General features: G+C 54.9%; 25 protein-coding genes, 4 tRNA genes and 1 other annotated feature. Of the genes, 21 read left to right on the forward strand and 8 right to left on the reverse strand.

Annotated features, from left to right (window positions below; all coding sequences use genetic code 11):
- Nucleotides 1-117 precede the first annotated feature (117 nt).
- From MYY08_RS15355 to luxS, 11 genes are all read left to right on the forward strand, one after another.
- Nucleotides 118-627 (forward strand): regulatory protein RecX, encoded by a 510-nt coding sequence (locus MYY08_RS15355; protein ID WP_038624525.1) that lies wholly within the window; start codon nt 118-120, stop codon nt 625-627.
- Between the two features lie 137 nt (nt 628-764).
- Entirely contained in the window at nt 765-3392 is a 2628-nt protein-coding gene (gene alaS / locus MYY08_RS15360; RefSeq protein WP_038624527.1) for an alanine--tRNA ligase, read from the forward strand.
- 246 nt (nt 3393-3638) lie between these two features.
- On the forward strand, nt 3639-3818 hold the full coding sequence (gene csrA / locus MYY08_RS15365; RefSeq protein WP_038624529.1) for a carbon storage regulator CsrA: 180 nt from the start codon (nt 3639-3641) through the stop codon (nt 3816-3818).
- 289 nt (nt 3819-4107) lie between these two features.
- Nucleotides 4108-4200: transfer RNA gene (locus tag MYY08_RS15370), tRNA-Ser, on the forward strand.
- An 11-nt stretch (nt 4201-4211) separates the two neighbouring features.
- Nucleotides 4212-4288 (forward strand) — tRNA-Arg (locus tag MYY08_RS15375).
- Nucleotides 4289-4378: 90 nt separating this feature from the next.
- A tRNA-Arg gene (locus MYY08_RS15380) sits at nt 4379-4455 on the forward strand.
- Nucleotides 4456-4527: 72 nt separating this feature from the next.
- A tRNA-Arg gene (locus tag MYY08_RS15385) sits at nt 4528-4604 on the forward strand.
- A 280-nt stretch (nt 4605-4884) separates the two neighbouring features.
- Nucleotides 4885-5451: a fructose-1-phosphate/6-phosphogluconate phosphatase gene (gene yqaB, locus MYY08_RS15390; protein WP_288014819.1), complete on the forward strand. Its 567-nt coding sequence runs from the start codon at nt 4885-4887 to the stop codon at nt 5449-5451.
- On the forward strand, nt 5448-5873 hold the full coding sequence (locus tag MYY08_RS15395) for a YqaA family protein (protein WP_038624534.1): 426 nt from the start codon (nt 5448-5450) through the stop codon (nt 5871-5873). The genes yqaB and MYY08_RS15395 overlap by 4 nt, the downstream gene beginning before the upstream one ends.
- Nucleotides 5874-5904: 31 nt before the next feature.
- Nucleotides 5905-7509, forward strand: a complete 1605-nt coding sequence (gene gshA / locus MYY08_RS15400; protein ID WP_038624535.1) for a glutamate--cysteine ligase — start codon at nt 5905-5907, stop codon at nt 7507-7509.
- Between the two features lie 148 nt (nt 7510-7657).
- On the forward strand, nt 7658-8176 hold the full coding sequence (luxS, locus tag MYY08_RS15405; protein WP_038624536.1) for an S-ribosylhomocysteine lyase: 519 nt from the start codon (nt 7658-7660) through the stop codon (nt 8174-8176).
- A 50-nt stretch (nt 8177-8226) separates the two neighbouring features.
- On the opposite strand, the gene MYY08_RS15410 is transcribed toward luxS, so the two are convergent.
- Both MYY08_RS15410 and MYY08_RS15415 read right to left on the reverse strand, forming a co-directional pair.
- Entirely contained in the window at nt 8227-9513 is a 1287-nt protein-coding gene (locus MYY08_RS15410; protein WP_190296156.1) for an HlyC/CorC family transporter, read from the reverse strand.
- Nucleotides 9514-9536: 23 nt separating this feature from the next.
- Nucleotides 9537-10325 carry a cytochrome C assembly family protein gene (locus tag MYY08_RS15415; protein ID WP_038624538.1) on the reverse strand — a complete coding sequence of 263 codons (789 nt, stop codon included), beginning with the start codon at nt 10323-10325 and terminating at the stop codon, nt 9537-9539.
- A gap of 166 nt (nt 10326-10491) precedes the next feature.
- Between MYY08_RS15415 and ffh the strand changes: the two genes are divergently transcribed.
- The 5 genes from ffh to rplS all read left to right on the forward strand — a co-directional run bounded on the left by ffh (nt 10492) and on the right by rplS (nt 14003).
- Nucleotides 10492-11853: a signal recognition particle protein gene (gene ffh / locus MYY08_RS15420; RefSeq protein WP_038624539.1), complete on the forward strand. Its 1362-nt coding sequence runs from the start codon at nt 10492-10494 to the stop codon at nt 11851-11853.
- A gap of 144 nt (nt 11854-11997) precedes the next feature.
- Nucleotides 11998-12246: a 30S ribosomal protein S16 gene (gene rpsP, locus MYY08_RS15425; RefSeq protein ID WP_038624540.1), complete on the forward strand. Its 249-nt coding sequence runs from the start codon at nt 11998-12000 to the stop codon at nt 12244-12246.
- A gap of 18 nt (nt 12247-12264) precedes the next feature.
- Nucleotides 12265-12813, forward strand: coding sequence for a ribosome maturation factor RimM (gene rimM, locus MYY08_RS15430; protein ID WP_038624541.1), 549 nt, complete (start codon nt 12265-12267; stop codon nt 12811-12813).
- A 35-nt stretch (nt 12814-12848) separates the two neighbouring features.
- On the forward strand, nt 12849-13613 hold the full coding sequence (trmD, locus tag MYY08_RS15435; protein ID WP_174705319.1) for a tRNA (guanosine(37)-N1)-methyltransferase TrmD: 765 nt from the start codon (nt 12849-12851) through the stop codon (nt 13611-13613).
- 42 nt (nt 13614-13655) lie between these two features.
- Nucleotides 13656-14003: a 50S ribosomal protein L19 gene (gene rplS, locus MYY08_RS15440; RefSeq protein ID WP_104958349.1), complete on the forward strand. Its 348-nt coding sequence runs from the start codon at nt 13656-13658 to the stop codon at nt 14001-14003.
- A 163-nt stretch (nt 14004-14166) separates the two neighbouring features.
- On the opposite strand, the gene MYY08_RS15445 is transcribed toward rplS, so the two are convergent.
- Nucleotides 14167-14709 carry a GNAT family N-acetyltransferase gene (locus tag MYY08_RS15445; RefSeq protein ID WP_084970900.1) on the reverse strand — a complete coding sequence of 181 codons (543 nt, stop codon included), beginning with the start codon at nt 14707-14709 and terminating at the stop codon, nt 14167-14169.
- 356 nt (nt 14710-15065) lie between these two features.
- On the opposite strand from MYY08_RS15445, the gene MYY08_RS15450 reads away from it, so the two are divergent.
- Both MYY08_RS15450 and tyrA read left to right on the forward strand, forming a co-directional pair.
- The gene (locus tag MYY08_RS15450; protein WP_288014827.1) at nt 15066-16145 is read left to right on the forward strand and encodes a 3-deoxy-7-phosphoheptulonate synthase; all 1080 of its coding nucleotides are present in this window, start codon (nt 15066-15068) and stop codon (nt 16143-16145) included.
- A 6-nt stretch (nt 16146-16151) separates the two neighbouring features.
- Nucleotides 16152-17273, forward strand: a complete 1122-nt coding sequence (gene tyrA / locus MYY08_RS15455; RefSeq protein WP_038624548.1) for a bifunctional chorismate mutase/prephenate dehydrogenase — start codon at nt 16152-16154, stop codon at nt 17271-17273.
- A 46-nt stretch (nt 17274-17319) separates the two neighbouring features.
- Here the strand turns inward: tyrA and budC are convergent, their stop codons facing one another.
- The 5 genes from budC to bamD form a co-directional block, all read right to left on the reverse strand.
- Entirely contained in the window at nt 17320-18084 is a 765-nt protein-coding gene (gene budC / locus MYY08_RS15460; RefSeq protein ID WP_038624549.1) for a meso-2,3-butanediol dehydrogenase, read from the reverse strand.
- Nucleotides 18085-18309: 225 nt separating this feature from the next.
- Nucleotides 18310-19470, reverse strand: a complete 1161-nt coding sequence (gene pheA, locus MYY08_RS15465) for a bifunctional chorismate mutase/prephenate dehydratase (RefSeq protein ID WP_038624551.1) — start codon at nt 19468-19470, stop codon at nt 18310-18312.
- Between the two features lie 23 nt (nt 19471-19493).
- Nucleotides 19494-19615: a sequence feature (Phe leader region), on the reverse strand.
- Entirely contained in the window at nt 19570-19614 is a 45-nt protein-coding gene (locus tag MYY08_RS19285) for a hypothetical protein (RefSeq protein WP_373996400.1), read from the reverse strand. (Overlaps the previous feature by 45 nt.)
- A gap of 123 nt (nt 19616-19738) precedes the next feature.
- A complete protein-coding gene (raiA, locus tag MYY08_RS15470) occupies nt 19739-20071 on the reverse strand; it encodes a ribosome-associated translation inhibitor RaiA (RefSeq protein ID WP_038624553.1) in 333 nt (110 codons plus the stop codon).
- Between the two features lie 284 nt (nt 20072-20355).
- Nucleotides 20356-21087: an outer membrane protein assembly factor BamD gene (gene bamD, locus MYY08_RS15475; protein ID WP_038624555.1), complete on the reverse strand. Its 732-nt coding sequence runs from the start codon at nt 21085-21087 to the stop codon at nt 20356-20358.
- Nucleotides 21088-21219: 132 nt separating this feature from the next.
- Here bamD and rluD point away from each other — a divergent pair, with 132 nt between their 5' ends.
- The 3 genes from rluD (at nt 21220) to clpB (ending at nt 25627) form a co-directional block, all read left to right on the forward strand.
- Nucleotides 21220-22200, forward strand: coding sequence for a 23S rRNA pseudouridine(1911/1915/1917) synthase RluD (rluD, locus tag MYY08_RS15480; protein ID WP_038624557.1), 981 nt, complete (start codon nt 21220-21222; stop codon nt 22198-22200).
- Nucleotides 22197-22928: a purine nucleoside phosphorylase YfiH gene (gene yfiH / locus MYY08_RS15485; RefSeq protein WP_288014830.1), complete on the forward strand. Its 732-nt coding sequence runs from the start codon at nt 22197-22199 to the stop codon at nt 22926-22928. The genes rluD and yfiH overlap by 4 nt, the downstream gene beginning before the upstream one ends.
- A 125-nt stretch (nt 22929-23053) precedes the next feature.
- Nucleotides 23054-25627 (forward strand): ATP-dependent chaperone ClpB, encoded by a 2574-nt coding sequence (gene clpB / locus MYY08_RS15490; RefSeq protein ID WP_038624561.1) that lies wholly within the window; start codon nt 23054-23056, stop codon nt 25625-25627.
- The last annotated feature ends 438 nt before the right edge of the window (nt 25628-26065 follow it).

Raw genomic sequence — 26065 nt, forward strand, 5'->3', positions numbered from 1 at the left:
AGCCCAGCTGGCCGGGGTTTTTTACGCTAAACACGCTAATTCTTTGTATCCTCCATCAATTCTCGTTACCCTCGCGTTTTATCCCAAATCTTATCTTTCAACCCTGACGGAAACGTAATGACTGACAAGCCCGCAAAACCGGTTACTTTTGCTCGCCTGCTGGATCGTGCCACGCGTATTCTGGCGATGCGCGATCACAGCGAAGCGGAGTTTCGTCGCAAAATCATGCAGACAGCCGCGCGCGCGGCGCTGCGCAATGAAGAGCAGGCTGAAGAGATCCCTGCGGAGCTGCTGGAGCAACTCGTCGCCTGGTGTTATGAACATCAGTGGCTGGACGATGTGCGTTTCGCCCAGCGTTTTGTCGTCAGCCGCAGCCGTAAAGGGTATGGCCCGCAGCGCATCCGCATGGAACTGACGCAAAAAGGCATTGGCCGCGAGCTGGCGGAAACCGCGCTGGCCGAAGCTGAGATTGACTGGTCTGCGCAGGCTTTCGACGTGGCGGAGCGTAAATTTGGCCTGCCGTTGCCGACAGAATGGAAAGAAAAGGCCAGGGTGCAACGCTATTTACAGGCGAAAGGCTTTTTTATGGAAGATATCCAGTCGATTTTCCGAAATTATAGTGATTGAATCGCGATGGGATTTTACTTCGCACTGAAGAAAATTTATCTTATTCCCACTTTTTGTTGGTAACTCTTCACGCAGCCGTGTGGAACGCCCGCCCGGTGCAAAGGGAAGAACCTTCGTTAGCGTATTCCAGGATATTTATGAGCAAGAGTACTGCTGAGATCCGTCAAACGTTTCTCGATTTTTTCCATAGCAAGGGACATCAGGTTGTTGCCAGCAGCTCCCTCGTACCTAATAACGACCCGACGTTACTGTTTACCAACGCCGGGATGAACCAGTTTAAAGATGTTTTTCTGGGGCAGGACAAGCGCAGCTACTCGCGTGCCACCACTTCCCAGCGCTGCGTACGCGCCGGCGGTAAACATAATGACCTGGAAAACGTCGGCTATACCGCGCGCCACCACACCTTCTTTGAGATGCTGGGCAATTTCAGCTTCGGCGACTATTTCAAAAAAGAGGCTATCGCCTTCGCATGGGAACTGCTGACCTCGGCGGCATGGTTTAACCTGCCGAAAGAGCGTTTGTGGGTGACCGTCTATGCGACCGATGACGAGGCGTATGATATCTGGGCCAACGATATCGGCGTGCCGCACGAACGCATTATTCGCATCGGCGACAATAAAGGCAGCGCTTACGCGTCAGATAACTTCTGGCAGATGGGCGATACCGGCCCCTGTGGTCCGTGCAGCGAAATTTTCTACGATCACGGCGACCATATTTACGGCGGCCCGCCGGGCAGCCCGGAAGAAGACGGCGATCGCTACATTGAAATCTGGAATATCGTTTTCATGCAGTTCAACCGCCAGCCTGACGGCACCATGCTGCCGCTGCCGAAGCCGTCGGTGGATACTGGCATGGGTCTGGAGCGTATCTCCGCCGTGCTGCAGCATGTGAACTCCAACTATGAAATCGACCTGTTCCAGAAGCTTATTAAAGCCGTGGCGGACGTGACCGGCGCGACCGACTTAAGCAACAAATCGCTGCGCGTGATCGCTGACCATATCCGCTCCTGCGCCTTCCTGATCGCAGACGGCGTGATCCCTTCCAATGAAAATCGGGGTTACGTGCTGCGTCGCATTATTCGTCGCGCGGTGCGTCACGGCAACATGCTGGGCGCGAAAGGCAGCTTCTTCTATAAGCTGGTCGGCCCGCTCATTGAAGTCATGGGCAGCGCCGGTGAAGATCTGCAACGTCAACAGGCACAGGTTGAGCAGATTCTGAAAAGCGAAGAGGAGCAGTTCGCCAAAACGCTGGAACGCGGGCTGGCGCTGTTGGATGAAGAGCTGGCTAACCTGCAGGGCGATACGCTGGATGGCGAAACGGTTTTCCGGCTGTATGACACCTTCGGCTTCCCGGCAGATCTGACGGCGGACGTTTGCCGTGAGCGTAATCTGAAAATCGACGAGCAGGGCTTTGAAAAGGCGATGGAGCAGCAGCGTCAGCGCGCTCGCGAAGCCAGCGGCTTCGGCGCCGACTACAGCAATGTTATTAGCATCGATTCCGCTTCGGCGTTTAAAGGTTATGACAACCTGGCGCTGAAGGCGGCGATCGCCGCCATTTACGTCAACGGTCAGCCCGCCGAAGAGATCACCGCCGGTCAGGAAGGGGTGATTGTACTGGATGAAACGCCGTTCTATGGCGAATCGGGCGGCCAGGTCGGCGATACCGGCGTGCTGAAAGGCATGAATGCCGAGTTCAGCGTCAGCGACACGCAGAAATATGGTCAGGCTATCGGACATATCGGCAAGCTCACGGCCGGTCATCTGCGCGTTGGCGATCGTCTGGATGCGCAGGTTGATGAAGCGCGCCGCGCACGCATTCGCCTGAATCACTCCGCCACGCACCTGCTGCATGCGGCGCTGCGTCAGGTATTGGGCGATCATGTCGCGCAAAAAGGCTCGCTGGTTAACGATAAATACCTGCGTTTCGATTTCTCCCATGCGGAAGCAATGAAGCCGCAGGAGATCCGCCAGGTCGAGGATATCGTCAACGCGCAAATTCGCCGCAACCTGCCTGTCGAGACCAATATCATGGATCTCGAAGAGGCGAGGGCGAAGGGCGCGATGGCGCTGTTCGGCGAGAAATATGACGCGCGCGTGCGCGTGCTGAGCATGGGCGATTTCTCTACCGAGCTCTGCGGCGGCACGCACGCCAGCCGTACCGGCGATATCGGCCTGTTCCGCATCACCTCTGAATCCGGCACCGCCGCAGGCGTGCGTCGCATCGAAGCGATTACCGGCGAAGCGGCGCTGGCGCAGGTGAATGCGCAAGCTGAACAGCTGCAGGATCTCGCGCAGCTGGTGAAAGCCAACAGCAGCAACCTGAATGAAAAAGTGCGCGCCGTGCTGGAACATACGCGCGCGCTGGAAAAAGAGCTGCAGCAGTTGAAAGATCAGCAGGCGGCTCAGGAGAGCGCCTCGTTGAGCAGCAAAGCCGTTGAAATCGGCGGCGTTAAACTGCTGGTCAGCGAGCTGAGCAATGTCGAACCGAAGCTGTTGCGCACCATGGTTGATGATTTGAAAAATCAGCTGGGTTCAGCGGTTATCGTGCTGGCTACCGTGGCGGATGGGAAGGTCTCCCTGATCGCCGGCGTAACCAAAGATCTTACCGATCGCGTGAAAGCAGGCGAACTGGTTGGCGCGGTCGCGCAGCAGGTCGGCGGCAAGGGCGGCGGTCGCCCGGATATGGCCCAGGCGGGCGGCACCGACGCTCAGGCGCTGCCTGCGGCGTTGGCCAGCGTCGAATCCTGGGTTGTCTCCAGACTGTAAGAAATAAAAAAGCAGTGCGGAAAGCGCCGCGGATTACCTCCGCTGGCGCTTTTTAATGCAATCCGTACTCTGTAATAACAAAGTCAGGTTGCGGGTAATGATTTCGGCTAAACTAACTATCAGCAGAATGTATTGGCGTGACAAGATGCTTTGATGTATTTGTCATCATCTACGTTTAGCGCTATATGATGGATAATGCCGGGGACCCGACAGGCCCGACTCTTTTAATCTTTCAAGGAGCAAAGAATGCTTATTCTAACTCGTCGAGTTGGTGAAACCCTCATGATTGGCGATGAGGTGACGGTAACGGTACTGGGCGTCAAAGGTAACCAGGTACGTATCGGCGTGAACGCGCCGAAAGAAGTCTCAGTACACCGTGAAGAAATCTATCAGCGCATTCAGGCTGAAAAGAGCCAGCCTCAGTAAGAAAGCTATACAGAATCGCGCGCCTCGCTTCTTTGCAGTGAGGCGCAATGCTTTTTCCCGCCCGATCTTTTCTCTCCCTTTTTACGTCAGTTTGTGAACTCTCCCCGGTTTCTCTGTTGATTAATCACTCTTTTTGTCGGCAAAACATGCAAATTGCGTGGCTTTTGTGCAAACGAAAATTTGTTGGGAAAAATTGTTTGACTTATAAGTCCGGGAAAGTAATATGTGCGCCACGCAGTGCCGATGAGCGGAAACAAAGTTCAGCAGCACAGTTCGCAAGAACGCGTAAGGTGAGGTGGCCGAGAGGCTGAAGGCGCTCCCCTGCTAAGGGAGTATGCGGTCAAAAGCTGCATCGAGGGTTCGAATCCCTCCCTCACCGCCATTTATTGAGATGCATCCGTAGCTCAGCTGGATAGAGTACTCGGCTACGAACCGAGCGGTCGGAGGTTCGAATCCTCCCGGATGCACCATCTCAGAGAGTGTGAAGTAAATCGATACAGTGTTAGCAGTCTGTGTCACGGTGAGTTGTTAGCACCCTGCGTTATACAAGAATTTGTAATGCATCCGTAGCTCAGCTGGATAGAGTACTCGGCTACGAACCGAGCGGTCGGAGGTTCGAATCCTCCCGGATGCACCATCTTCTCAGAAGGATTGATGTTCTTCCCCGGTATATCTTCAGGCAGTTGCAGTTCCCCCTTGTTTTTCCGATGCATCCGTAGCTCAGCTGGATAGAGTACTCGGCTACGAACCGAGCGGTCGGAGGTTCGAATCCTCCCGGATGCACCATCTTCTCTACCCACCTGTTTTTTTATCTTCCTGATTATTTCTCTTTGTTCTCCGGTTTAGTTTTCTCCGTTATCCCGTTTATTGCCCCGTTTATATCTTTGTCGTTATCGCCTGTTTTGATCGCCCGCCAGCATTCCCTGTGTGCCGCTAACTCTCTGACCTTTTTCTGATTCCTGAATTCTTCAATAGATTCAAAGCATTTGCTGTTCATTGCTACCGGCGACAATCCGCACACTTTACGTTAAAGTAAAGGTGCGTTTATTCATTGCCGGGAGAAGGTATGTACGATCGTTATGACGGACTGATTTTCGATATGGACGGTACTATTCTGGATACCGAACAGACGCATCGTCAGGCGTGGGCGCACGTGCTGGGGCGCTATGGCCTGTTGTTTGACGAGCAGGCGATGATCGGCCTCAACGGTTCGCCAACCTGGCGCGTGGCGCAGTTTATCATTGATGGCCATCAGGCCGATCTCGATCCCCACCAGCTGGCGGCGGAGAAAACCGCAGCGGTTAAAACCATGCTGTTCGACAGCGTGCGCCCGCTGCCGCTGATTGAGGTGGTCAAAGCGTATCATGGCCGCACGCCTATGGCGGTCGGCACCGGCAGTGAACGCGCCATGGCCGAGGCGTTATTACAGCATTTACAGCTGCGTCACTATTTCGACGCGATCGTCGGCGCAGATGATGTGAAACGCCATAAGCCCGAACCTGATACTTTTCTGCAGTGCGCCGCGCTGATGGGCGTGCCGCCGCAAAAATGCGTGGTGTTTGAAGATGCCGATTTCGGCCTTCTGGCCGCGCGCGCCGCCGGCATGGATGCGGTGGATGTCCGTTTATTGTGAATGACCTCCTGGGATACGGCTCGTTATTCACCAGCAGTTTTTTGAGCGCTACGCTGCTTCCGGGCAGCTCTGAATTATTGTTGGTTACGCTGTTACTGGCCGGGAAGATGCCGGCATTAGGGTTGGTTTTTGTCGCAGCCGTGGGGAATACGCTCGGCGGATTAACAAACGTGGTTATTGGTCGCCTGCTGCCGCAAAAGCAGGGGCGATGGCATGACACAGCAATGGCGTGGTTGCGTCGGTTGGGTCCTGCAGCACTGCTGTTCAGCTGGCTACCGCTGATTGGCGATGTGTTGTGCGTTCTGGCCGGTTGGTTGCGTTTCTCATGGCTACCGGTAGTGCTGTTTCTGACTATCGGGAAAACCCTGCGTTACGTGGTGGTCGCGACTGCAACTTTACAGGGCATGGCGTGGTGGCATTGATTCACATGGAATCGGGGCTACGGTTAACATTATGCTGAACAAAAATAAATTATTCTCTGAGCGGGAGGTCACTTTGATCCCGGACGTATCACAGGCGCTTTCCTGGCTGGAAGCTCACCCTGACGCCCTGAAAGGTATTGGTCGCGGCATTGAGCGTGAAACACTGCGCGTCAGGCCCGACGGCAAGCTGGCTACTACCGGCCATCCATCGCATTTTGGCGCGGCGCTGACCCATAAATGGATCACCACTGACTTTGCTGAATCGCTGCTGGAATTCATCACGCCCGTCGATCGGGATATCGATCATTTACTCGCTTTTCTGCGCGATATTCATCGTCACGTAGCGCGCGAATTGGGCGAGGAGCGTATGTGGCCCTTCAGTATGCCCTGCGTGATTGAAAACAGCGATGATATCCAGCTGGCGCAGTATGGCAGCTCGAATATCGGCCGCATGAAGACGCTCTACCGCGAAGGATTGAAAAACCGCTACGGCGCGCTGATGCAGACCATCTCCGGCGTGCATTACAACTTCTCGCTGCCGCTCTCTTTCTGGCAGGCCTGGGCGGGCGTGAAAGATGCGGAAAGCGGCAAAGAGGCGATTTCTGCCGGCTATTTGCGTCTGATCCGCAACTACTATCGCTTCGGCTGGGTGATCCCTTATCTGTTCGGCGCTTCGCCGGCGGTCTGTTCGACCTTCCTGCAAGGCAATGAGAGCAGTCTGCCCTTCGAGCGCAGCGAGCGCGGCATGCTCTGGCTGCCGTACGCAACCTCGCTGCGCCTGAGCGATTTAGGCTACACCAATAAATCGCAAAGCAGTCTGGGCATCACCTTCAACACGCTGGACGGCTATGTCCAGGCGCTGAAAAACGCCATCAAAACGCCATCTGAAGAGTACGCGCGTTTGGGCGTGAAGGATGAAGAGGGCCGCTGGCTGCAGCTGAATACCAACGTGCTGCAAATCGAAAACGAGCTGTACGCGCCGATTCGTCCTAAACGCGTGACCCGCTCCGGCGAAGCGCCCTCTGATGCGCTGGCGCGCGGCGGCATTGAATATATTGAAGTTCGTTCGCTTGATATCAATCCTTTCTCGCCGATAGGCGTCGATGAGACGCAGGTGCGCTTCCTCGATCTCTTCCTGATTTGGTGTACCCTTGCGGATGCGCCGGAGATGAGCAGCGCTGAGCTGCAGTGCGCGCGCAAGAACTGGAACCGCGTTATTCTTGAAGGACGTAAGCCCGATCAGACGATCGCTATGGGCTGTGAAGATGCGCATCTGCCGCTGACGGAAGTGGGCAAAGCGCTGTTCGCCGACCTCAGCCGCGTGGCGGAGGTGCTCGATCGACAGTCTGACGGCACGGAATATCAGGAAGTGTGCGATCGTCTGGTCGCCTGTTTTGACGATCCTGCGCTAACCTATTCCGCACGTATTCTGCAGGCGATGCTGGATAACGGCATCAGCGGCACCGGCCTGGCGCTTTCAGAGCAGTATCGTCAGATGCTGACGGAAGAACCGTTAGAAGTGCTGAAGCCGGAAGATTTTACTCAGGAAGCGCTACGCTCGCGCAATGCGCAACAGGCGCTGGAAGCGGCGGATACGCTCAGCTTCGAAGCGTTTCTGGCGGGTAAAAAGGGCTAGAAAAGAAAAAGGCCACATCAATGTGGCCAAATTAACATCTCTGTTGTCAGGGATGATGATAACAAATGCGCGTCTTTCATATATTCAGACGCACGGCGAAGACAAAAGTTTCATCGTTCACAAAAAAATTTTTAGCTGAGGTAACAATATGCCATTGCTGGACAGTTTTACCGTCGACCATACGCGTATGGCCGCACCGGCGGTACGCGTAGCAAAAACTATGAATACGCCCCATGGCGATACCATCACTGTATTCGATCTGCGCTTCTGCGTGCCGAATAAAGAAGTGATGCCTGAGCGCGGCATCCATACGCTGGAACATCTGTTCGCAGGCTTTATGCGTAACCACCTGAACGGCGACGGCGTGGAAATTATCGATATCTCTCCGATGGGCTGCCGCACCGGTTTCTACATGAGTTTGATCGGCACGCCGGCGGAACAGCGCGTGGCGGACGCCTGGAAAGCGGCGATGAATGATGTGCTGAAAGTGCAGGAACAGAACCAGATCCCGGAACTGAACGAATATCAGTGCGGCACTTACCAGATGCATTCGCTGGACGAGGCGAAAGATATCGCTCGTCACATCATCGAGCATGATGTGCGCGTCAATCACAACGACGAGCTGGCGCTGCCGAAAGATAAGTTGAAAGAGCTGGAAATTCACTGAGTGTGAAGCTAAAAAAGGCCGCGAGAGCGGCCTTTTTTATTGGGCGGGCATCAGGAATTGACGGTGGATTTCAGCGGTTGCTGCGGCGTAATCCGCACCTGTTTCACCATATTGTCCTGCACATCGAGAATGTCGACATCGTAGTTTTCTACCTGAATGCGCGTGCCGGCCTGCGGAATCTCTTCCAGTTCCTCCAGCAGCATGCCGTTAATGGTGCGCGCCTCTTCCTGCGGCAGATGCCAGTTAAAGGCTTTATTAATTTCGCGCACGTTGGCGCTGCCTTCAATCAGCACCGAGCCGTCGCTCTGCGGCATGACCTCTTCCGCCAGAGAAGGGGACATCGAGGTGGTAAAGTCGCCGACGATCTCTTCCAGAATATCCTCGATGGTGACCAGACCTTTGATATCGCCATACTCATCCACCACCAGGCCGACTTTCTTCTTGTTGCGCTGAAACTTCACCAGCTGCACGTTGAGCGGCGTGCCTTCCGGCACAAAGTAGATTTCATCCGCGGCGCGCAGCAGGTTCTCTTTAGTGAACTCTTTCTTCTCGGTCATCATGCGCCAGGCTTCGCGCACGCGTAGCATCGCCACCGCGTCGTCCAGCGAATCGCGGAACAGCACGATCCGGCCGTGAGGCGAATGAGAGACCTGACGCTCGATAGATTTCCAGTCATCGTTGATGTTGATGCCAACGATCTCATTGCGCGGCACCATGATGTCATCAACGTTGACCTTCTCTAAATCAAGCACCGAGAGCAACATATCCTGATGGCGACGCGACATCAGTGAACGCGACTCGTAGACGATGGTGCGCAGCTCATCCTTGCTTAGCGCGGCGCTGATCGCCCCGTCGGACTTAATGCCGACCATGCGCATCAGCAGGCGCGTAATGGTGTTCAGCAGCCACACCAGCGGCATCATCACGATCTGCAGCGGGCCCAGCAGCAGACTGCTGGGATAGGCGACCTTCTCCGGGTAGAGCGCAGCCACGGTTTTCGGCAATACTTCGGCGAAAATCAGCACGGCGAAAGTCAATATGCCGGTGGCGATAGCGACGCCCGCATCGCCATACATACGCATGCCGACGATAGTGGCCAGCGCGGAGGCGAGAATGTTGACCAGGTTGTTGCCGATTAGCACCAGACTTATCAGCCGGTCAGGACGACGCAGCAGTTTTTCAACGCGGCGCGCGGAGCGATTGCCGCTGCGCGCTTTATGGCGCAGCCGGTAGCGGTTGAGGGTCATCATGCCGGTCTCGGAGCCGGAAAAGTAGGCCGAGACCAGAATCATTACAACCAGCGTAATAATCAGTGTGGTGGTTGAAACGTGTTCCAACGCGAAATCCTTGTAATTGCCAGTCAGTGGGTAAGCAGGTGTTGTAAAACACGGCTGCCGAAGTAGGACATGGTTAAGAGCAACGCGCCGCCGCAGTTAAACCAGACAACGCGGCGACCGCGCCAGCCTTCATGATAGTGTCCCCAGAGCAGAACGACATACACAAACCACGCCAGAATCGACAGCACGGCTTTATCGACATTCTCAGGCGAGAAAAGGTTTTGCATATAAAACAGGCCGGTGCAGAGCACCAGCGTCAGCAGAACGACGCCGACCTGCGTGATATGAAACATTTTTCGCTCGATGGTCATCAGCGGCGGCATCTCGCTGCTGAACGCCAGCCGTTTGTTTTTCAGCTGGTAGTCGATCCACGCCAGCTGCAACGCATACAGCGCGGCGATAATCAGCGTGGCGTAGGCGAACAGCGCCAGGCCGATATGGATCATCATACCGGGCGTCGCTTCCAGATGCGTGATAAACGCGTTCGGCACAAAGGTGGCGAAGGCGAGATTGATCAGCGCAAAGCTGTAGACGATCGGCAGTAGCAGCCAACCGCGATTTCGCGAAGCGACGATAGTCATAATGATGCAGATCAGCAGGCTGACCAGCGAACCGATATTCAGCAGGCTGAGGTTCTGACCGCCATTGACAAAGATGCGTTGCTGCAGCGCCACCGCGTGAGCGGCCAGCGCCAGCGTCGCGGAAAGCACGGCCATGCGTCGCCAGGCGCCGTTATTCCGCAGCAGGCTGGGAACGATTAACGCAAGGCTAAATGAGTAGGCAAAGAGCGCCAGAATCGCAAAAGCAGACATAGAATGTGGTCAAGTATCGGGAAGATGAAGAAAAACGCAGTATAGCGCCAGCCTGAGTTTGCTCCAAACGTTCTCACTGTCGATTGCAGAGATCGCCAATGCTTCGTGTTATAATCCGCCCCATTGTGTCGCCCAGGCGGCTCTGTTTTATCGTGAGCGAGAGACAATGTTTGATAATTTAACCGATCGATTGTCGCAAACCCTGCGCAATATCAGCGGCCGCGGAAGGCTGACAGAAGAGAACATTAAAGAAACTCTGCGTGAAGTGCGCATGGCGCTGCTTGAGGCGGACGTCGCGCTGCCGGTGGTGCGCGAGTTCATTAACCGCGTCAAAGAGCGCGCGGTAGGGCATGAAGTCAACAAGAGCCTGACGCCGGGTCAGGAATTTGTCAAAATCGTGCGCAACGAGCTGGTGGAAGCGATGGGGTCGGAAAACCACGCGCTCAATCTGGCCGCACAGCCGCCGGCCGTAGTGCTGATGGCTGGTTTGCAGGGCGCCGGTAAAACCACCAGCGTCGGCAAGCTCGGCAAGTTCCTGCGCGAAAAGCACAAGAAAAAGGTGCTGGTGGTTTCCGCAGACGTCTATCGCCCGGCGGCGATCAAACAGCTGGAGACGCTGGCGCAGCAGGTGGGTGTCGATTTTTGTCCCTCCGACCTCAGCCAGAAACCGGTCGATATCGTTAACCACGCGCTGAAAGAAGCGAAGCTGAAATTCTACGATGTGCTGCTGGTGGATACCGCCGGTCGTTTGCACGTCGATGAAGCGATGATGGACGAGATCAAACAGGTTCACGCCGCGATCAATCCGGTGGAAACCCTGTTCGTCGTCGACGCCATGACCGGTCAGGATGCGGCGAACACCGCGAAAGCCTTTAATGAAGCGCTGCCGTTAACCGGCGTGATCCTGACGAAAGTCGACGGCGACGCCCGAGGCGGCGCGGCGCTTTCTATTCGCCATATCACCGGCAAGCCGATCAAGTTTATGGGCGTCGGCGAGAAAACCGAGGCGCTGGAGCCGTTTTATCCCGATCGTCTCGCGTCGCGTATCCTCGGCATGGGCGACGTGCTGTCGCTGATCGAAGATATCGAAAGCAAAGTCGACCGCGCGCAGGCTGAGAAGCTGGCGAACAAGCTGAAGAAAGGCGACGGCTTCGATCTGAACGACTTCCTGGAGCAGCTGAAGCAGATGCGCAACATGGGCGGCATGGCGAGCCTGATGGGCAAGCTGCCCGGCATGGGCCAGCTGCCGGACAACGTGAAGTCGCAAATGGATGACAAAGTGCTGGTGCGCATGGAGGCGATGATCAACTCCATGACGCGCAAAGAGCGTGAAAAGCCTGAGATTATCAAGGGTTCGCGCAAGCGTCGCATCGCCGCAGGCTCCGGCATGCAGGTGCAGGATGTGAACCGCATGCTGAAGCAATTTGACGATATGCAGCGCATGATGAAGAAGATGAAGAAGGGCGGCATGGCGAAAATGCTGCGTGGAATGAAGGGCATGATGCCGCCGGGCTTCCCGGGGCGTTAAGCCGTTGCATTGAAAAGTCTGAAGGGTTGCTCAGTTTCGATTGCTTTTTGCGCCAAAATGAGTAAAATTTTCGGGCTTTTTATACGACACCCGGGCCCCGTTCCTCGATGGGGCCCGGTTGTTTTATTAACTGAAGAGGATGTTATGGTAACAATTCGTTTGGCACGTCACGGCGCGAAAAAGCGTCCGTTCTATCAGGTTGTCGTTACTGACAGCCGCAACGCACGCAATGGTCGTTTCATTGAGCGCGTAGGCTTCTTCAACCCGATCGCATCTGGTCAGGCTGAAACTCTGCGTCTGGACCTGGACCGCATTGAACACTGGGTTGGCCAGGGTGCAACGCTGTCAGATCGCGTTAACGCGCTGATCAAAGAAGCTAAAAAAGCAGCTTAATCTGTCACGGTGGTTAGCATGAGCAAACAACTCGCCACACAGCCTCCCGTCAATCCAGTTACGCTGGGCAAAATGGGAGCCGCCTACGGCATTCGGGGTTGGCTCAAAGTGTTTTCATCCACCGAAGACGCCGACAGCATTTTTGACTATCAGCCCTGGTTCATTCAGCGCGCCGGCAAATGGCAGCAGATTGAGCTGGAAGGCTGGAAGCACCACAATCAGGACATGATCATCAAAGTCAAAGGCATTGACGATCGTGATGCGGCGGCGCAGTTGACCAACTGTGAAATTTTGGTCGACGCCACGCAGTTGCCAGCGCTGGAAGAGGGTGATTACTACTGGAAAGACCTGATGGGTTGCAAGGTAGTTACCGTCGACGGCTATGAGATGGGCAAAGTCATTGATTTGATGGAAACCGGCTCAAACGACGTACTGGTCGTGAAGGCAAACCTGAAAGATGCGTTCGGTGTGAAAGAGCGGTTAATTCCGTTTCTTGATGAACAGGTTATCAAGAAAGTCGATCTCACTACCGGCACCATTGAAGTAGATTGGGATCCTGGTTTTTGACCTCCGAACAAAACGGTAATACAACGGCGCGCGCTATGTGGATTGGTGTTATTAGCCTGTTTCCAGAGATGTTTCGCGCAATTACCGATTACGGGGTAACTGGCCGGGCAGTAAAAAATGGCCTGCTCAGCGTTCAGAGCTGGAGTCCACGTGACTTCACTCATGACCGGCATCGCACCGTAGACGATCGTCCATACGGCGGCGGTCCGGGAATGCTGATGATGGTGCAACCCTTACGGGACGCCATCCACGCAGCGAAAGCGGCGGCGGGAGAGGGCGCTAAGGTGATTTATTTGTCACCTCAGGGACGCAAACTCGATCAGAACGGGGTTTGCGAACTGGCGACGCAGCAGAAGTTAATTCTGGTTTGCGGACGCTATGAAGGGATCGACGAGCGCGTGATTCAGACCGAAATCGATGAAGAATGGTCGATCGGCGATTACGTTCTCAGCGGTGGCGAACTGCCAGCAATGACCTTGATTGATTCAGTGGCCCGGTTTATACCTGGCGTGCTGGGCAAACAGGCGTCGGCCGACGAAGATTCGTTTTCGGAAGGTTTGCTGGATTGTCCGCATTATACCCGACCTGAAGTGTTAGAAGGCCTGGAGGTTCCGTCAGTATTGCTGTCGGGCAACCATGCTGAAATTCGCCGCTGGCGCCTGAAACAGTCGCTTGGCCGTACCTGGCTTAGAAGACCTGAACTTCTGGAAAACCTGGCTCTGACTGAAGAGCAAGCAAAGTTGCTCAGCGAATTCCAGCGTGAATTCAATGCGCAACAAAACGATGATGCGGAAGGTTAATCTTCCGGTACGATCAGTTTACCCAGGATAAGAGATTTAATTATGAGCAACATTATCAAGCAACTTGAACAAGAGCAGATGAAGCAGGACGTACCTTCTTTCCGTCCGGGTGACTCCGTGGAAGTGAAAGTATGGGTCGTTGAAGGTTCTAAAAAGCGTCTGCAGGCATTCGAGGGCGTGGTTATCGCTATTCGTAACCGCGGTCTGCACTCTGCATTCACTGTTCGCAAAATTTCCAACGGCGAAGGCGTTGAGCGTGTATTCCAGACTCACTCTCCGGTCGTTGACAGCATCACTGTGAAACGTCGTGGTGCCGTGCGTAAAGCGAAACTGTACTACCTGCGTGAGCGTACTGGTAAAGCAGCTCGTATCAAAGAGCGTCTTGGCTAAGTATTCGCGCAAGCGACATCTTAAAGTTAATAGCAATAAAGGGGTTGGCATTTGCCAGCCCCTTTTTTATATCCGCAGCGCGCCATTTCTGTTAAGGCGACCGGCTCTGCTCCTGCTGGCGAACGTCAGAGCGCCCGGCAACATCTGAGATTGCTGCCCGCCTTCATCTTCCCGGTTTATTCGCAATAAAGTCTTCCCGGCGCAGATGATATATCGCCGCCATCACTGGCCCATCCGCCAGAACAATCAGGCCATAGCGCAGATCGATAAAGTGCGCGCCGCAGCTCAGGGCCACGGCGCGGCTGGCATAGTTGTTTTCCGCCGCGAGAATTTCAATCGTCTCAACGTTGTGACATAGAAATCCTTCCTGCGCCAGCTGTAACACCGCCTGACGCGCCACGCCTTTACGCTGCTCTTTTTTACGTACCCAGTAGCCAATGGCGCTGAGCTCCGCCTGATTTTGCGCATAGCGAATACCCGCGGCGCCCAGAAAACGATGGTCGTCGGCGGCAAAAATGCCCATCTCATTGGCCTCGCCTTTTTCCCGCTGCCGGTCGAGCCAGCTGAACCACTCCGCCGCTTCTTGCGGCTGGTAGTCTTTATGCGCCCAAACCATCCAGGGCTGTAGCTGGGCAAGCGATTCATTTACCGCCTCAGCGTAATCAGCCGCATCGGAAGCCTGCATCGGACGTAGATAAATTTCCATGTCATCTCCATAACGGATCGTCTGCGCCAGGATTGATCGCGCAGGGAGCGTTATAAGGTTCTGTTGTACAGGGTATTGTTGCTTACTTTTGACGCGCTCGCTGCAATCAAGCATCATTTTTGCGATGTAGAGGAAGTTGTTGGTGTAAATAAATAATTACATATAAATCCTGTAGATTCGAATGCTGCTTTAATATTTTAGTGATTTAAAACAGTTTGTTATGCAGAATTTATGTGCGAGAGAGTTTTTTGATGGTAAAAATTATGTACACACTGGTGCTCATCTGTATTTCCTGTGTTACATTACCGACCTCACCGCAATGACGAAAAAACTCTGGACGAGACGAGGATCGCAAAATGCAGAAAGACGTGTTGAACAATGTTCATATCACAGAAGAACAGGTTTTGATCACGCCGGCGCAGCTGAAACAAAAGTTTCCGCTGAACGAGCAGCTGGAGGCGCAGGTTAGCGCCTCGCGTCAAACCATCGCCGATATCATTGCCGGACGGGATCATCGACTGCTGGTCGTCTGCGGTCCTTGCTCTGTTCACGATCCTGAAGCGGCCCTCGTCTATGCGCGCCGCCTGAAAAATCTTTCCGAGCAGCTGAAGGATCGGCTCTATATCGTCATGCGCGTCTATTTTGAAAAGCCTCGTACCACGGTGGGTTGGAAGGGATTGATCAACGATCCTTTTATGGATAACTCGTTTGACGTCGAGGCGGGCCTGCACATTGCGCGTCAGCTGCTGGTGAACCTGGTGGAAATGGGGCTGCCGTTGGCGACGGAAGCGCTCGATCCTAACTCGCCGCAGTATCTGGGCGATCTGTTCAGCTGGTCCGCCATCGGCGCGCGTACGACAGAGTCGCAAACCCACCGTGAAATGGCTTCCGGTCTTTCAATGCCGGTAGGCTTTAAAAACGGCACTGACGGCAGCCTGGGCACCGCGATTAACGCAATGCGCGCCGCGGCGATGCCGCACCGCTTTGTCGGCATTAATCAGACCGGCCAGGTCTGCCTGTTGCAGACGCAGGGCAATCCTGACGGCCATGTCATTTTGCGCGGCGGCAAGGCACCAAACTACAGCCCGGCTGACGTGGAACAGTGCGAAAAAGAGATGGTGAAAGCGGGACTCCGTCCGGCGCTGATGATAGATTGCAGCCATGGCAACTCAAACAAAGATTACCGTCGCCAGCCTGGGGTCGCTGAATCCGCCGTCGCGCAGATCAGAGACGGTAACCGTTCTATTATCGGCCTGATGCTGGAAAGCAACCTCAACGAGGGCAACCAGTCTTCAGAACAGCCGCGCAGCGCTATGCAGTATGGCGTGTCGGTTACCGACGCCTGCATTAGCTGGGAAAGCACCGAACAGCTGCTGCGCACTGTTCATCAGGATTTAAACGGCGTGCTGGCGGCGCGCGTGTCACAGGAGCAATAAGAGAAGATGGTGGCTGAACTGACCGCGCTGCGCGATAAGATTGATGAAGTGGATAAAGGGCTATTGGAGCTGCTGGCGAAAAGGCTGGAATTGGTAGCCGAAGTCGGCGAAGTCAAAAGCCGCTATGGCCTGCCGATCTATGTGCCGGAACGCGAGGCCTCTATGCTGGCTTCCCGTCGTAAAGAGGCCGAAGCGCTCGGCGTTCCGCCCGATCTGATCGAAGACGTGTTGCGCCGCGTGATGCGTGAATCCTACTCCAGCGAGAACGATAAAGGCTTTAAAACACTCTGTCCTGACCTGCGTCCGATTGTTATCGTCGGCGGGAAAGGGCGTATGGGCCAGCTGTTTGAAAAGATGCTTACGCTCTCCGGCTATCAGGTGAAAGTGCTGGATAAAGAGGAGTGGTCGCAAGCGCCTGCGCTGCTGGCGGATGCGGGCATGGTTATCGTCAGCGTGCCGATTCATTTGACGGAGCAGGTGATCGCTCAGCTGCCGCCTCTGCCGCATGATTGTATTCTGGTGGATATCGCCTCGGTGAAAAACCGTCCGCTGCAGGCGATGCTGGCAGCGCACGCCGGTCCGGTGCTGGGACTGCATCCGATGTTCGGCCCGGACAGCGGCAGCCTGGCAAAGCAGGTGGTGGTCTGGTGCGACGGTCGGCAGCCGGAAGCTTATCAATGGTTCCTGGAACAAATTCAGGTCTGGGGCGCGCGCCTTCATCGCATCAGCGCGGTAGAGCACGATCAAAACATGGCGTTTATTCAGGCGCTGCGTCATTTCGCCACGTTCGCTTATGGCCTGCATCTGGCTGAAGAAAATGTGCAGCTGGAGCAGCTGCTGGCGCTATCGTCACCGATCTATCGTCTGGAGCTGGCGATGGTGGGGAGATTATTTGCGCAGGATCCGCAGCTTTACGCTGACATTATTATGTCTTCGGAAAGCAATCTGGCGCTGATTAAGCGCTATTACCAGCGTTTCGGCGAGGCGATTTCCCTGCTGGAGCAGAGCGATAAACAAGGCTTTATCGACAGCTTCCGTAAAGTTGAGCAGTGGTTCGGCGATTATGCGCCGCGCTTTATGCGCGAGAGCGGTACGCTGTTGCGCTCGGCGAACGATAATCGGGTATAAGCGCGCCAGAAATAAGAGAGCCCGTCTCAGGACGGGCTTTTACGTATCATGCCTGCGGCGGCTGACCGTTCGACGCGGTGATGCCGCCGTCTACCGGCAGATTGACGCCGGTAATGTAACGGGCGTCGTCGCTGGCGATAAAGGCGATGGCGGCGGCAAGCTCTTCCGCCTGGCCCGGTCGGCCCAGCGCGATGCGCTCATTGAATTTCGCCATCAGCTGCGCGTTATCCATCATTTCCGCCGTCATATCGGTGATGGTCAACCCAGGGCAAATCGCGTTGACGCGTACGCCATCCTTACCGTAATCCATCGCCAGCGAGCGGGTAAAGTTCGTAATGGCGCCCTTGGCGGCATTATAAATGCTCATGCCCCAGTCGCCGCCCAGCCCTGAAACCGAGGAGATATTCACAATGTTGCCGCCGCTTTTCAACAGCGCGGGCATAAACGCGCGAGTGCAGTAGAAAACACCATCCAGATCGGTCGACATTACCTTACGCCAGTCTTCATCGCTGGCCTGATGAATTTTTCCTGATGTATTCACGCCGGCATTATTAATCAGAACATCCGCACGGCCGTAATGTTGCAACACCTGCTCGGCCAGCGCTTCCACTTCTTCTTTTTGTGATACATCCGCGACGACCACCAGATGGTCACCAGCTTTCAACCGGGCAAATGTGCTGTTCAGCTTTTCCCGGGTACGGCCAACCAGCACCACGTTTGCGCCTTCTTCGGCGAAGCGCTGCGCGCTTGCCGCGCCGATACCTGAGCCTGCGCCAGTCACAACCACAACCTTATTACTGAAACGTTCCATTATGCCTCCTTGTAGATGCCGACTCGCTAACCCCAATGATTAGCAGCTTATTAAGCCTGGCATACCGGCGGCGTGGATCGGCAGTAAAGGGTGAATGTTACGATAATCCTATGTTTATTCAGGATTATTAAATTTTAAGAAATATTAATAGCGGCGAGTGGGCCGCCAGCGTGGAAGTATCTCAGCGTAATTTTAACGCCAGCCCTGACGGGCTGACGTTTCGTTTTACTGCGGATCGACAGGGACGACGTTTTCGCCCGGATAGCAGCCCAGCACCTTTAACGAACGGGTGATGGCGCGCAGCTCCTGCAGAGCCTGCTGCATCTGCGACGTGCGCAGGTTGCCCTGCACGTCCAGATAAAACATCTCTTCCCAGGGGTTGCCGTTAATCGGACGCGACTCGAGTTTACTCATAATCAGGTTGTGCTGACGCAATACCAACAAGGCTTCAACCAGCGCGCCGGATTGCTGACCGGTAGCCATAATCAACGTGGTTTTAGCCGGAACCTGCTCTGATACGTCGACAGGCTTACGCGCCAGGATAATAAAGCGGGTAATGTTCTGCTGCTGATTTGCCAGATTACGTTCCAGCACCTGCAGATGATAGAGCGCGCCGCCCGCCTCGCTGCCCAGCGCGGCGGCCTTCGGCGACTTAAGCGCCGCTACTTTTTCCATCGCCGCCGCGGTGCTTTCGGTATATTCAATCTTCCAGTGCGGGAAGCGATTAATGAACTGGCTGCACTGCTGGAAAGGCTGGGGATGACTGTAAACCGTTTCGATCTGTCCGAGGTCGGTAGAACCGGTCACCAGCACGCAGTGATCGATAGGCACCGTCATTTCGCCAACAATAGAAAGGCTGGTCTGTTGCAGCAAATCGTAAACTTCGTTGATCGAACCGGAGCTGGTGTTCTCGATAGGCAGTACCGCGTAATCCGCCTGGCCGCTCTCGACTTCCAGAATAATATCGTGAAACTTCTGGCAGCCGCTTTCAATCACATGGGTAAAATGACGAGCGCCATATTTGCGCGCCGCCAGATGCGAATAGGAGCCTTTCGGGCCAAGGAACGCGATGCGCGCCGACTGCTGATTGGTTTGGTTAAGATGTTTTTGCAGTAGGGCCTGTTGGGTAAGTACGGAATCTTCAATAATCAGCTGGAACAGGCGGGTGATGAAATGCGCGTCGAGCTGGTGGGACTGGCCGAGGATGATCAGACGCTCCAGAAGATCGCGTTCACGGTCGATATCGCGTATGGGCCGATGAGTGGCCATTTTCGCTTTTGCGACTTCAATAGCCAGCGTCCGCCGCTCAGAGAGCAGCCCCAGCAATTTTTCATCAATGGCGCTGATCTTATCGCGCAGGGCCAGTAACGGATTTTCCGATGTCATAGCTTTACCTGTCAGATGTCCATAATAAAAAAGCCTCCCGATTGGGAGGCTTTACAGTTCGTCTTCGCTTTCTTTTTCCTGCGACGAAACGCCTCCCGATCAGGGGAAGGTAAAAAAGAAAGCGAAGAAAAACGTCGGGTTCATAGCAGGGCCTGTTTCTGGTGGATGCGATTAAAGTAACCGCAGCGTTTTGCTACTGTCAATAAAAAACGCGCCAACAGGCGCGTCTTATGGGAAATGCGCCCGCCGTTAGGCGAGCGCCTGCTAATCATTCTTCGCTTTCAGGCGTTAAATCCTTCACGCTGACGGCGGCGCGGCGCGCTTCGCCTTTGTGTTGCACCTTATTCAGCTGACGCTCCAGTTTATTTATCAGTTCATTAATGGCGGCATACATATCTTCATGCGTGGCGCTGGCAATCAGCGGGCCATTAGGCGTATTGATAGTGGCGTCGGCCGCATACTCTTTTGGTTCTCTCGACAACACGATATGCGGATTAATCAGGTGAGTTTGCCATTTTTCAAGCTTGGATAGACGGTCTTCGACATGCTGGCGGATAGCCGGGGTGATTTCCATTTGTTTGCTGGTAATGTTCACAATCATCAGGTTTACCTCTCTGTCATTTCCGTCGTAGTAAGTTCAGCATACCCTGTAATGAGCATATTTTTGTGATCAATGTCACATTGAGAGGTCACTTTTTGTCAAGGAAATGAAATCTGTGAGGGGTTACGGTAAATGTGCTGAATTCCCTTGTCGAACGGCTTTTCAGGTTGCACACTTGATAAGTTAACCTTCGCCAGTTCGCAAATTTTCGGTGATTTTAACAGCAAAAAAGCAGCCCAAAGGCTGCTTTTTTATTGCGCAAAAAAGAATAACCGTGCGGCGTATCAGGCCTGATTAGCGGCAATAATTTTCGCCACTTTATCCGCTTCCGCGTTCAGCTGCAGTTTACGGTAGGCGTTTTCCATCAGCGGCAAGGCGGTGCGCGTCGCCTGCGTATCCGGGTAATCTTTCAGCATCTGTTCAACGCGATTGACAACCGCGACATACGCCTCGCGTTTCGTGTAGAATTGCGCCACGGAAAGCTCATATTTAGCCAGACGATCTTTCAGATAGACCAGGCGCTTACGCGCATCGGTCGCATACTGGCTGTTTGGATAAGTGCGCAGCAGCTGCGAGAAGTCGCGGAAAGCGGCGCGGGCATGTTCCGGGTCGCGATCGGAGCGATCGATGCCGAAGAAGCCCTGCAGGGCGGAATCGTCTAACGCCATATCCGTCAGGCCTTTCATATACAGAACATAATCGATGTTCGGATGTGTCGGGTTCAGACGCATAAAGCGGTCAATGGCGGCCTGCGCCATCGGCAGATCGGCGTTTTTGTAGTAGGCGTAGATCAGATCCAGCTGAACTTGTTGGGCGTAAGGGCCAAATGGATAGCGGTTATCCAGTGCTTCCAGTTGCGTTATTGCGCCTTTAAAGTTACCGTCCTGCAGTTTTTGCTGAGCCGTCGCATAAAGCTCAGAAGGCGGACTGTCAGGCACTTGATCCTTAGAGCTTGAACAACCCGCAAGAGCCAGGCTCAACGTGGCTGCAGCCACCAGATATTTCATACGCGTCATGACGATTTGATTATCCTCAGAGTGTGTTATTGCGGAAGCTGTCCGTTAAGCTCCCGATAGTGACCAGGTACGATAGCACATTATATTAAACGGCATCGCCGTGAAAACCCAACGTTAACGAAGAAGCTGTTTATGGCACAACAAGTAAAACTCACCGCAACGGTTTCCGAATCGCAACTCGGACAACGCTTAGATCAGGCTTTGGCGGAATTGTTCCCTGATTATTCGCGTTCACGCATAAAAGAGTGGATTCTCGGTGGTCAGGTGAGCGTCAACGGTAATATCGCTGACAAGCCTAAGGAAAAAGTGTTGGGCGGCGAAGCCGTGGCAATACAGGCAGAGATTGAAGAAGAGACGCGCTGGGAAGCGCAGGATATCCCGCTGAATATCGTCTATGAAGATGAGCATATTCTGGTCATCAACAAGCCGCGCGATCTGGTGGTGCATCCGGGCGCGGGCAACCCGGACGGCACGGTGCTGAATGCGCTGCTGCATCACTATCCGGCCATCGCCGACGTGCCGCGCGCCGGTATCGTTCACCGTCTCGATAAAGACACCACCGGGCTGATGGTGGTGGCGAAAACCGTTCCGGCGCAAACGCACCTGGTCGAATCGCTCCAGCTGCGCGAAATTACGCGTGAGTATGAAGCGGTGGCAATTGGCAATATGACCGCCGGCGGTATCGTCGATGAGCCGATCAGCCGCCACTCGACCAAGCGCACCCATATGGCGGTTCATCCAATGGGCAAGCATGCCGTGACCCATTACCGCGTGATGGAGCATTTCCGCGCCCATACGCGTCTGCGCCTGCGTTTGGAAACCGGACGCACCCATCAGATCCGCGTGCATATGGCGCATATCAACCATCCGCTGGTGGGCGATCCGCTTTACGGCGGCCGTCCGCGTCCGCCGAAAGGGGCGTCCGATGCGTTTATCGCTACGCTGCGCGGTTTCGACCGTCAGGCGCTGCATGCCACTATGCTGCGTCTTTACCATCCGGTGACCGGTATTGAAATGGAATGGCATGCGCCGTTGCCGCAGGACATGGTTGATTTGATAGACGCGCTGAAAGCCGATACCGAAGCGTTTAAAGATCAGCTGGACTGGCTATGAGCGACCTGATTGTTCCCGACTGGCCCGCGCCAGCGTCCGTTCGCGCCTGCAGCACTACGCGCGCGGGCGGCGTCAGCGCAGCGCCGTGGGATTCGCTGAATCTGGGCGATCACGTCGGCGATCGTCCTGAGGACGTGCTGGCAAACCGCCATCGCCTGAAGGAGATGGCCGCTTTGCCGGCTATGCCGCACTGGCTTGAACAGGTACACGGCACCGGTGTGGCGCGTCTGGACGGGCAGCCGACGGCGGCGCGTCGCGCGGACGCGGTCTGGAGCAATCAGCCTGGCGCCGTATGCGCAGTCATGACGGCGGACTGCCTGCCGGTTCTGTTCTGTTCGTTCGACGGCAAAGAAGTGGCCGCCGCCCATGCTGGCTGGCGTGGGCTCTGCGCGGGCATCCTGGAAAACACCCTCAGCCAGTTTTCTGCGCCGCCGCAGGAGATTCATGTCTGGCTCGGTCCGGCAATAGGGCCAGAGGCGTTTGAAGTGGGGCCGGAAGTACGTGAAGCGTTTATGACGCGCGATCCGGCCGCTCAGCGCGCTTTCCGCGCCAGCGGAGAGAAATTTTACGCCGATCTCTGGTTGCTGGCGCGTCAGCGCTTAGCGGCGCAGGGCGTCGCCTCGATCAGCGGGGGCGGACGCTGCACGTGGCATGAATCTGCTCATTTTTTCTCCTGGCGACGCAGCGGTACTACCGGCCGTATGGCAAGTTTGATCTGGCTGATATAACCTTACGCCACAAGACGATCCAGGGTGCGCTTTTTTTCACCATAATACAGGTCAAACATCTTGAAATTCTGAGGGACGTCCTCATTTCATCTCCAGTAGCATTTTGACCTGTATTGGGAGGAATCATGCGTCTGGATCGTCTTACTAACAAATTCCAGCTTGCGCTCGCTGATGCTCAATCCCTTGCCCTTGGGCGCGACAACCAATTTATTGAACCTCTTCACTTGATGAGCGCGCTGCTCAATCAGGAAGGCGGCACCGTTCGTCCGTTACTGACGAACGCTGGCGTGGATGTCGCAGGATTACGCAACGGCGTAGAGCAGGCTATCAGTCGTCTGCCACAGGTAGAAGGCGCTGACGGCGACGTCCAGCCCTCTGCCGATCTGGTGCGAGTACTTAACCTGTGCGACAAGCTGGCGCAAAAGCGCGGCGACAACTTTATATCATCTGAATTATTTGTTCTGGCTGCCCTTGACTCACGCGGTTCGCTGGCGGATGTGCTGAAATCCGCAGGCGCGACAAACGACAAGCTGACGAAGGCTATCGAACAAATGCGTGGAGGGGAAAGCGTGAACGATCAAGGGGCTGAAGATCAGCGCCAGGCACTAAAAAAATACACTATCGATCTTACCGAGCGCGCAGAGCAGGGCAAGCTTGATCCAGTTATTGGCCGTGACGAAGAGATCCGCCGGACCATTCAGGTTCTGCAACGCCGCACCAAAAACAACCCGGTATTAATCGGCGAACCCGGCGTCGGTAAAACCGCTATCGTCGAAGGGCTGGCGCAGCGTATCGTCAACGGCGAAGTGCCTGAAGGCCTGAAAGGGCGTCGGGTGCTGGCGCTGGATATGGGCGCGCTGGTGGCGGGAGCCAAATATCGCGGCGAGTTCGAAGAACGTCTGAAAGGCGTGCTGAACGATCTGGCGAAACAGGAAGGCAATGTCATTCTGTTTATCGACGAACTGCACACTATGGTCGGCGCCGGTAAGGCGGACGGCGCGATGGACGCAGGCAATATGTTGAAGCCTGCGCTGGCGCGCGGCGAACTGCACTGCGTAGGCGCTACCACGCTGGATGAGTATCGGCAGTATATTGAAAAAGATGCCGCGCTGGAGCGCCGTTTCCAGAAAGTGTTCGTCGCTGAGCCGAGCGTGGAAGATACCATCGCCATCCTGCGCGGTTTGAAAGAACGCTATGAACTGCACCACCATGTGCAGATCACCGACCCGGCGATTGTGGCGGCCGCGACCCTGTCGCATCGCTATATTGCCGATCGCCAGCTGCCGGATAAGGCGATTGATCTGATTGACGAAGCGGCGTCAAGCATTCGCCTGCAAATCGACTCTAAACCGGAGCCGCTCGATCGTCTGGAACGCCGCGTTATCCAGCTGAAGCTGGAGCAGCAGGCGTTGAAAAAAGAGTCGGACGAAGCCAGCCAGAAGCGCCTTGAAATGCTGGAAGACGAACTCAGCCAGAAAGAGCGCGAGTATGCGGAGCTGGAGGAAGAGTGGAAAGCGGAAAAAGCCTCCCTCTCCGGCACCCAAACGATCAAAGCGGAGCTGGAGCAGGCGAAAATCGCGCTGGAACAGGCGCGTCGTTCCGGCGACCTTGGCCGCATGTCTGAGCTGCAGTACGGTAAAATCCCCGAACTGGAAAAACAGCTGGCGGCAGCGACGCAATCGGAAGGTAAAACAATGCGCCTGCTGCGTAACCGTGTTACCGATGTGGAGATCGCCGACGTGCTGGCGCGCTGGACCGGTATTCCAGTGGCGCGCATGATGGAAGGCGAGCGTGAAAAACTGCTCCGTATGGAGCAGGAACTGCATCAGCGCGTTATCGGTCAGAATGAAGCGGTCGAGGCGGTATCTAACGCGATACGCCGTAGCCGCGCCGGTCTCTCCGATCCAAACCGTCCGATTGGCTCATTCCTGTTCCTGGGACCGACCGGCGTTGGTAAAACCGAGCTGTGCAAAGCGCTGGCTAATTTCCTGTTCGACAGCGACGACGCCATGGTGCGTATAGATATGTCGGAGTTTATGGAGAAACATGCCGTTTCGCGGCTGGTGGGCGCGCCTCCGGGGTACGTGGGCTATGAAGAAGGCGGTTACCTTACCGAGGCGGTGCGTCGTCGGCCTTATTCCGTGATTCTGCTGGATGAGGTGGAAAAAGCGCACCCCGATGTCTTCAACATTCTGCTTCAGGTGCTGGACGATGGCCGACTGACTGACGGGCAAGGTCGTACGGTTGACTTCCGCAATACGGTAGTGATTATGACCTCAAACCTCGGCTCCGATCTGATCCAGGAACGCTTCGGCGAGCTGGATTACGCCGCGATGAAAGATGTGGTCATGACGGTAGTCGGGCATCACTTCCGCCCGGAATTTATCAACCGTATAGATGAGGTTGTTGTCTTCCATCCGCTGGGCGAGCAGCATATCGCCTCGATAGCCAATATCCAGCTGCAGCGGCTGTACAAACGCCTGGAAGATCGCGGCTACACTGTGCATATGACGGAAGAGGCGCTGAAGCTGCTGGGTCAGAACGGTTACGACCCGGTTTATGGTGCGCGTCCGTTGAAACGCGCTATCCAGCAACAGGTGGAAAACCCGCTGGCGCAGCAAATACTGTCCGGCGCACTGGTCCCCGGCAAAACGGTGGAAATCGATGTTCGCGATGGCGTTATTGTCGCTCATCAGTAAACGTAATAAAGAAAATGGGCCGTCAGGCCCATTTTTTTGTCTTTTCATCGATGATTTGCACGCTTTTCAGACATTACGCACGAAATTTCAGCGAACGATAAAAAAGTTGAAATTAGCACTTGTCAGCCCCGAATTACTCCCTATAATGCGCCTCCATCGACACGGCACAACGGCTTACGCCATGCGGTGTTGAGCGGTTCAGCGAAGTCTGAATCGCCGGAGAAAAACTTCTGAAAAAGGGGTTGACTCTGAAAGAGGAAAGCGTAATATACGCCACCTCGCGACAGCGGCACGAAACGCCGGTCGCACCGCTCTTTAACAATTTATCAGACAATCTGTGTGGGCACTCACAGGACGGATATCGCAAAACACATTTGCAGTATCAAGTCTCAGAGTGAACACGTAATTCATTACGACGTTTTTCTGTGAGCATCAGAC

The sequence above is a fragment of the Mixta sp. genome, assembly GCF_024610815.1.
In the GTDB taxonomy this organism is placed as follows: Bacteria; Pseudomonadota; Gammaproteobacteria; order Enterobacterales; family Enterobacteriaceae; genus Mixta; species Mixta calida.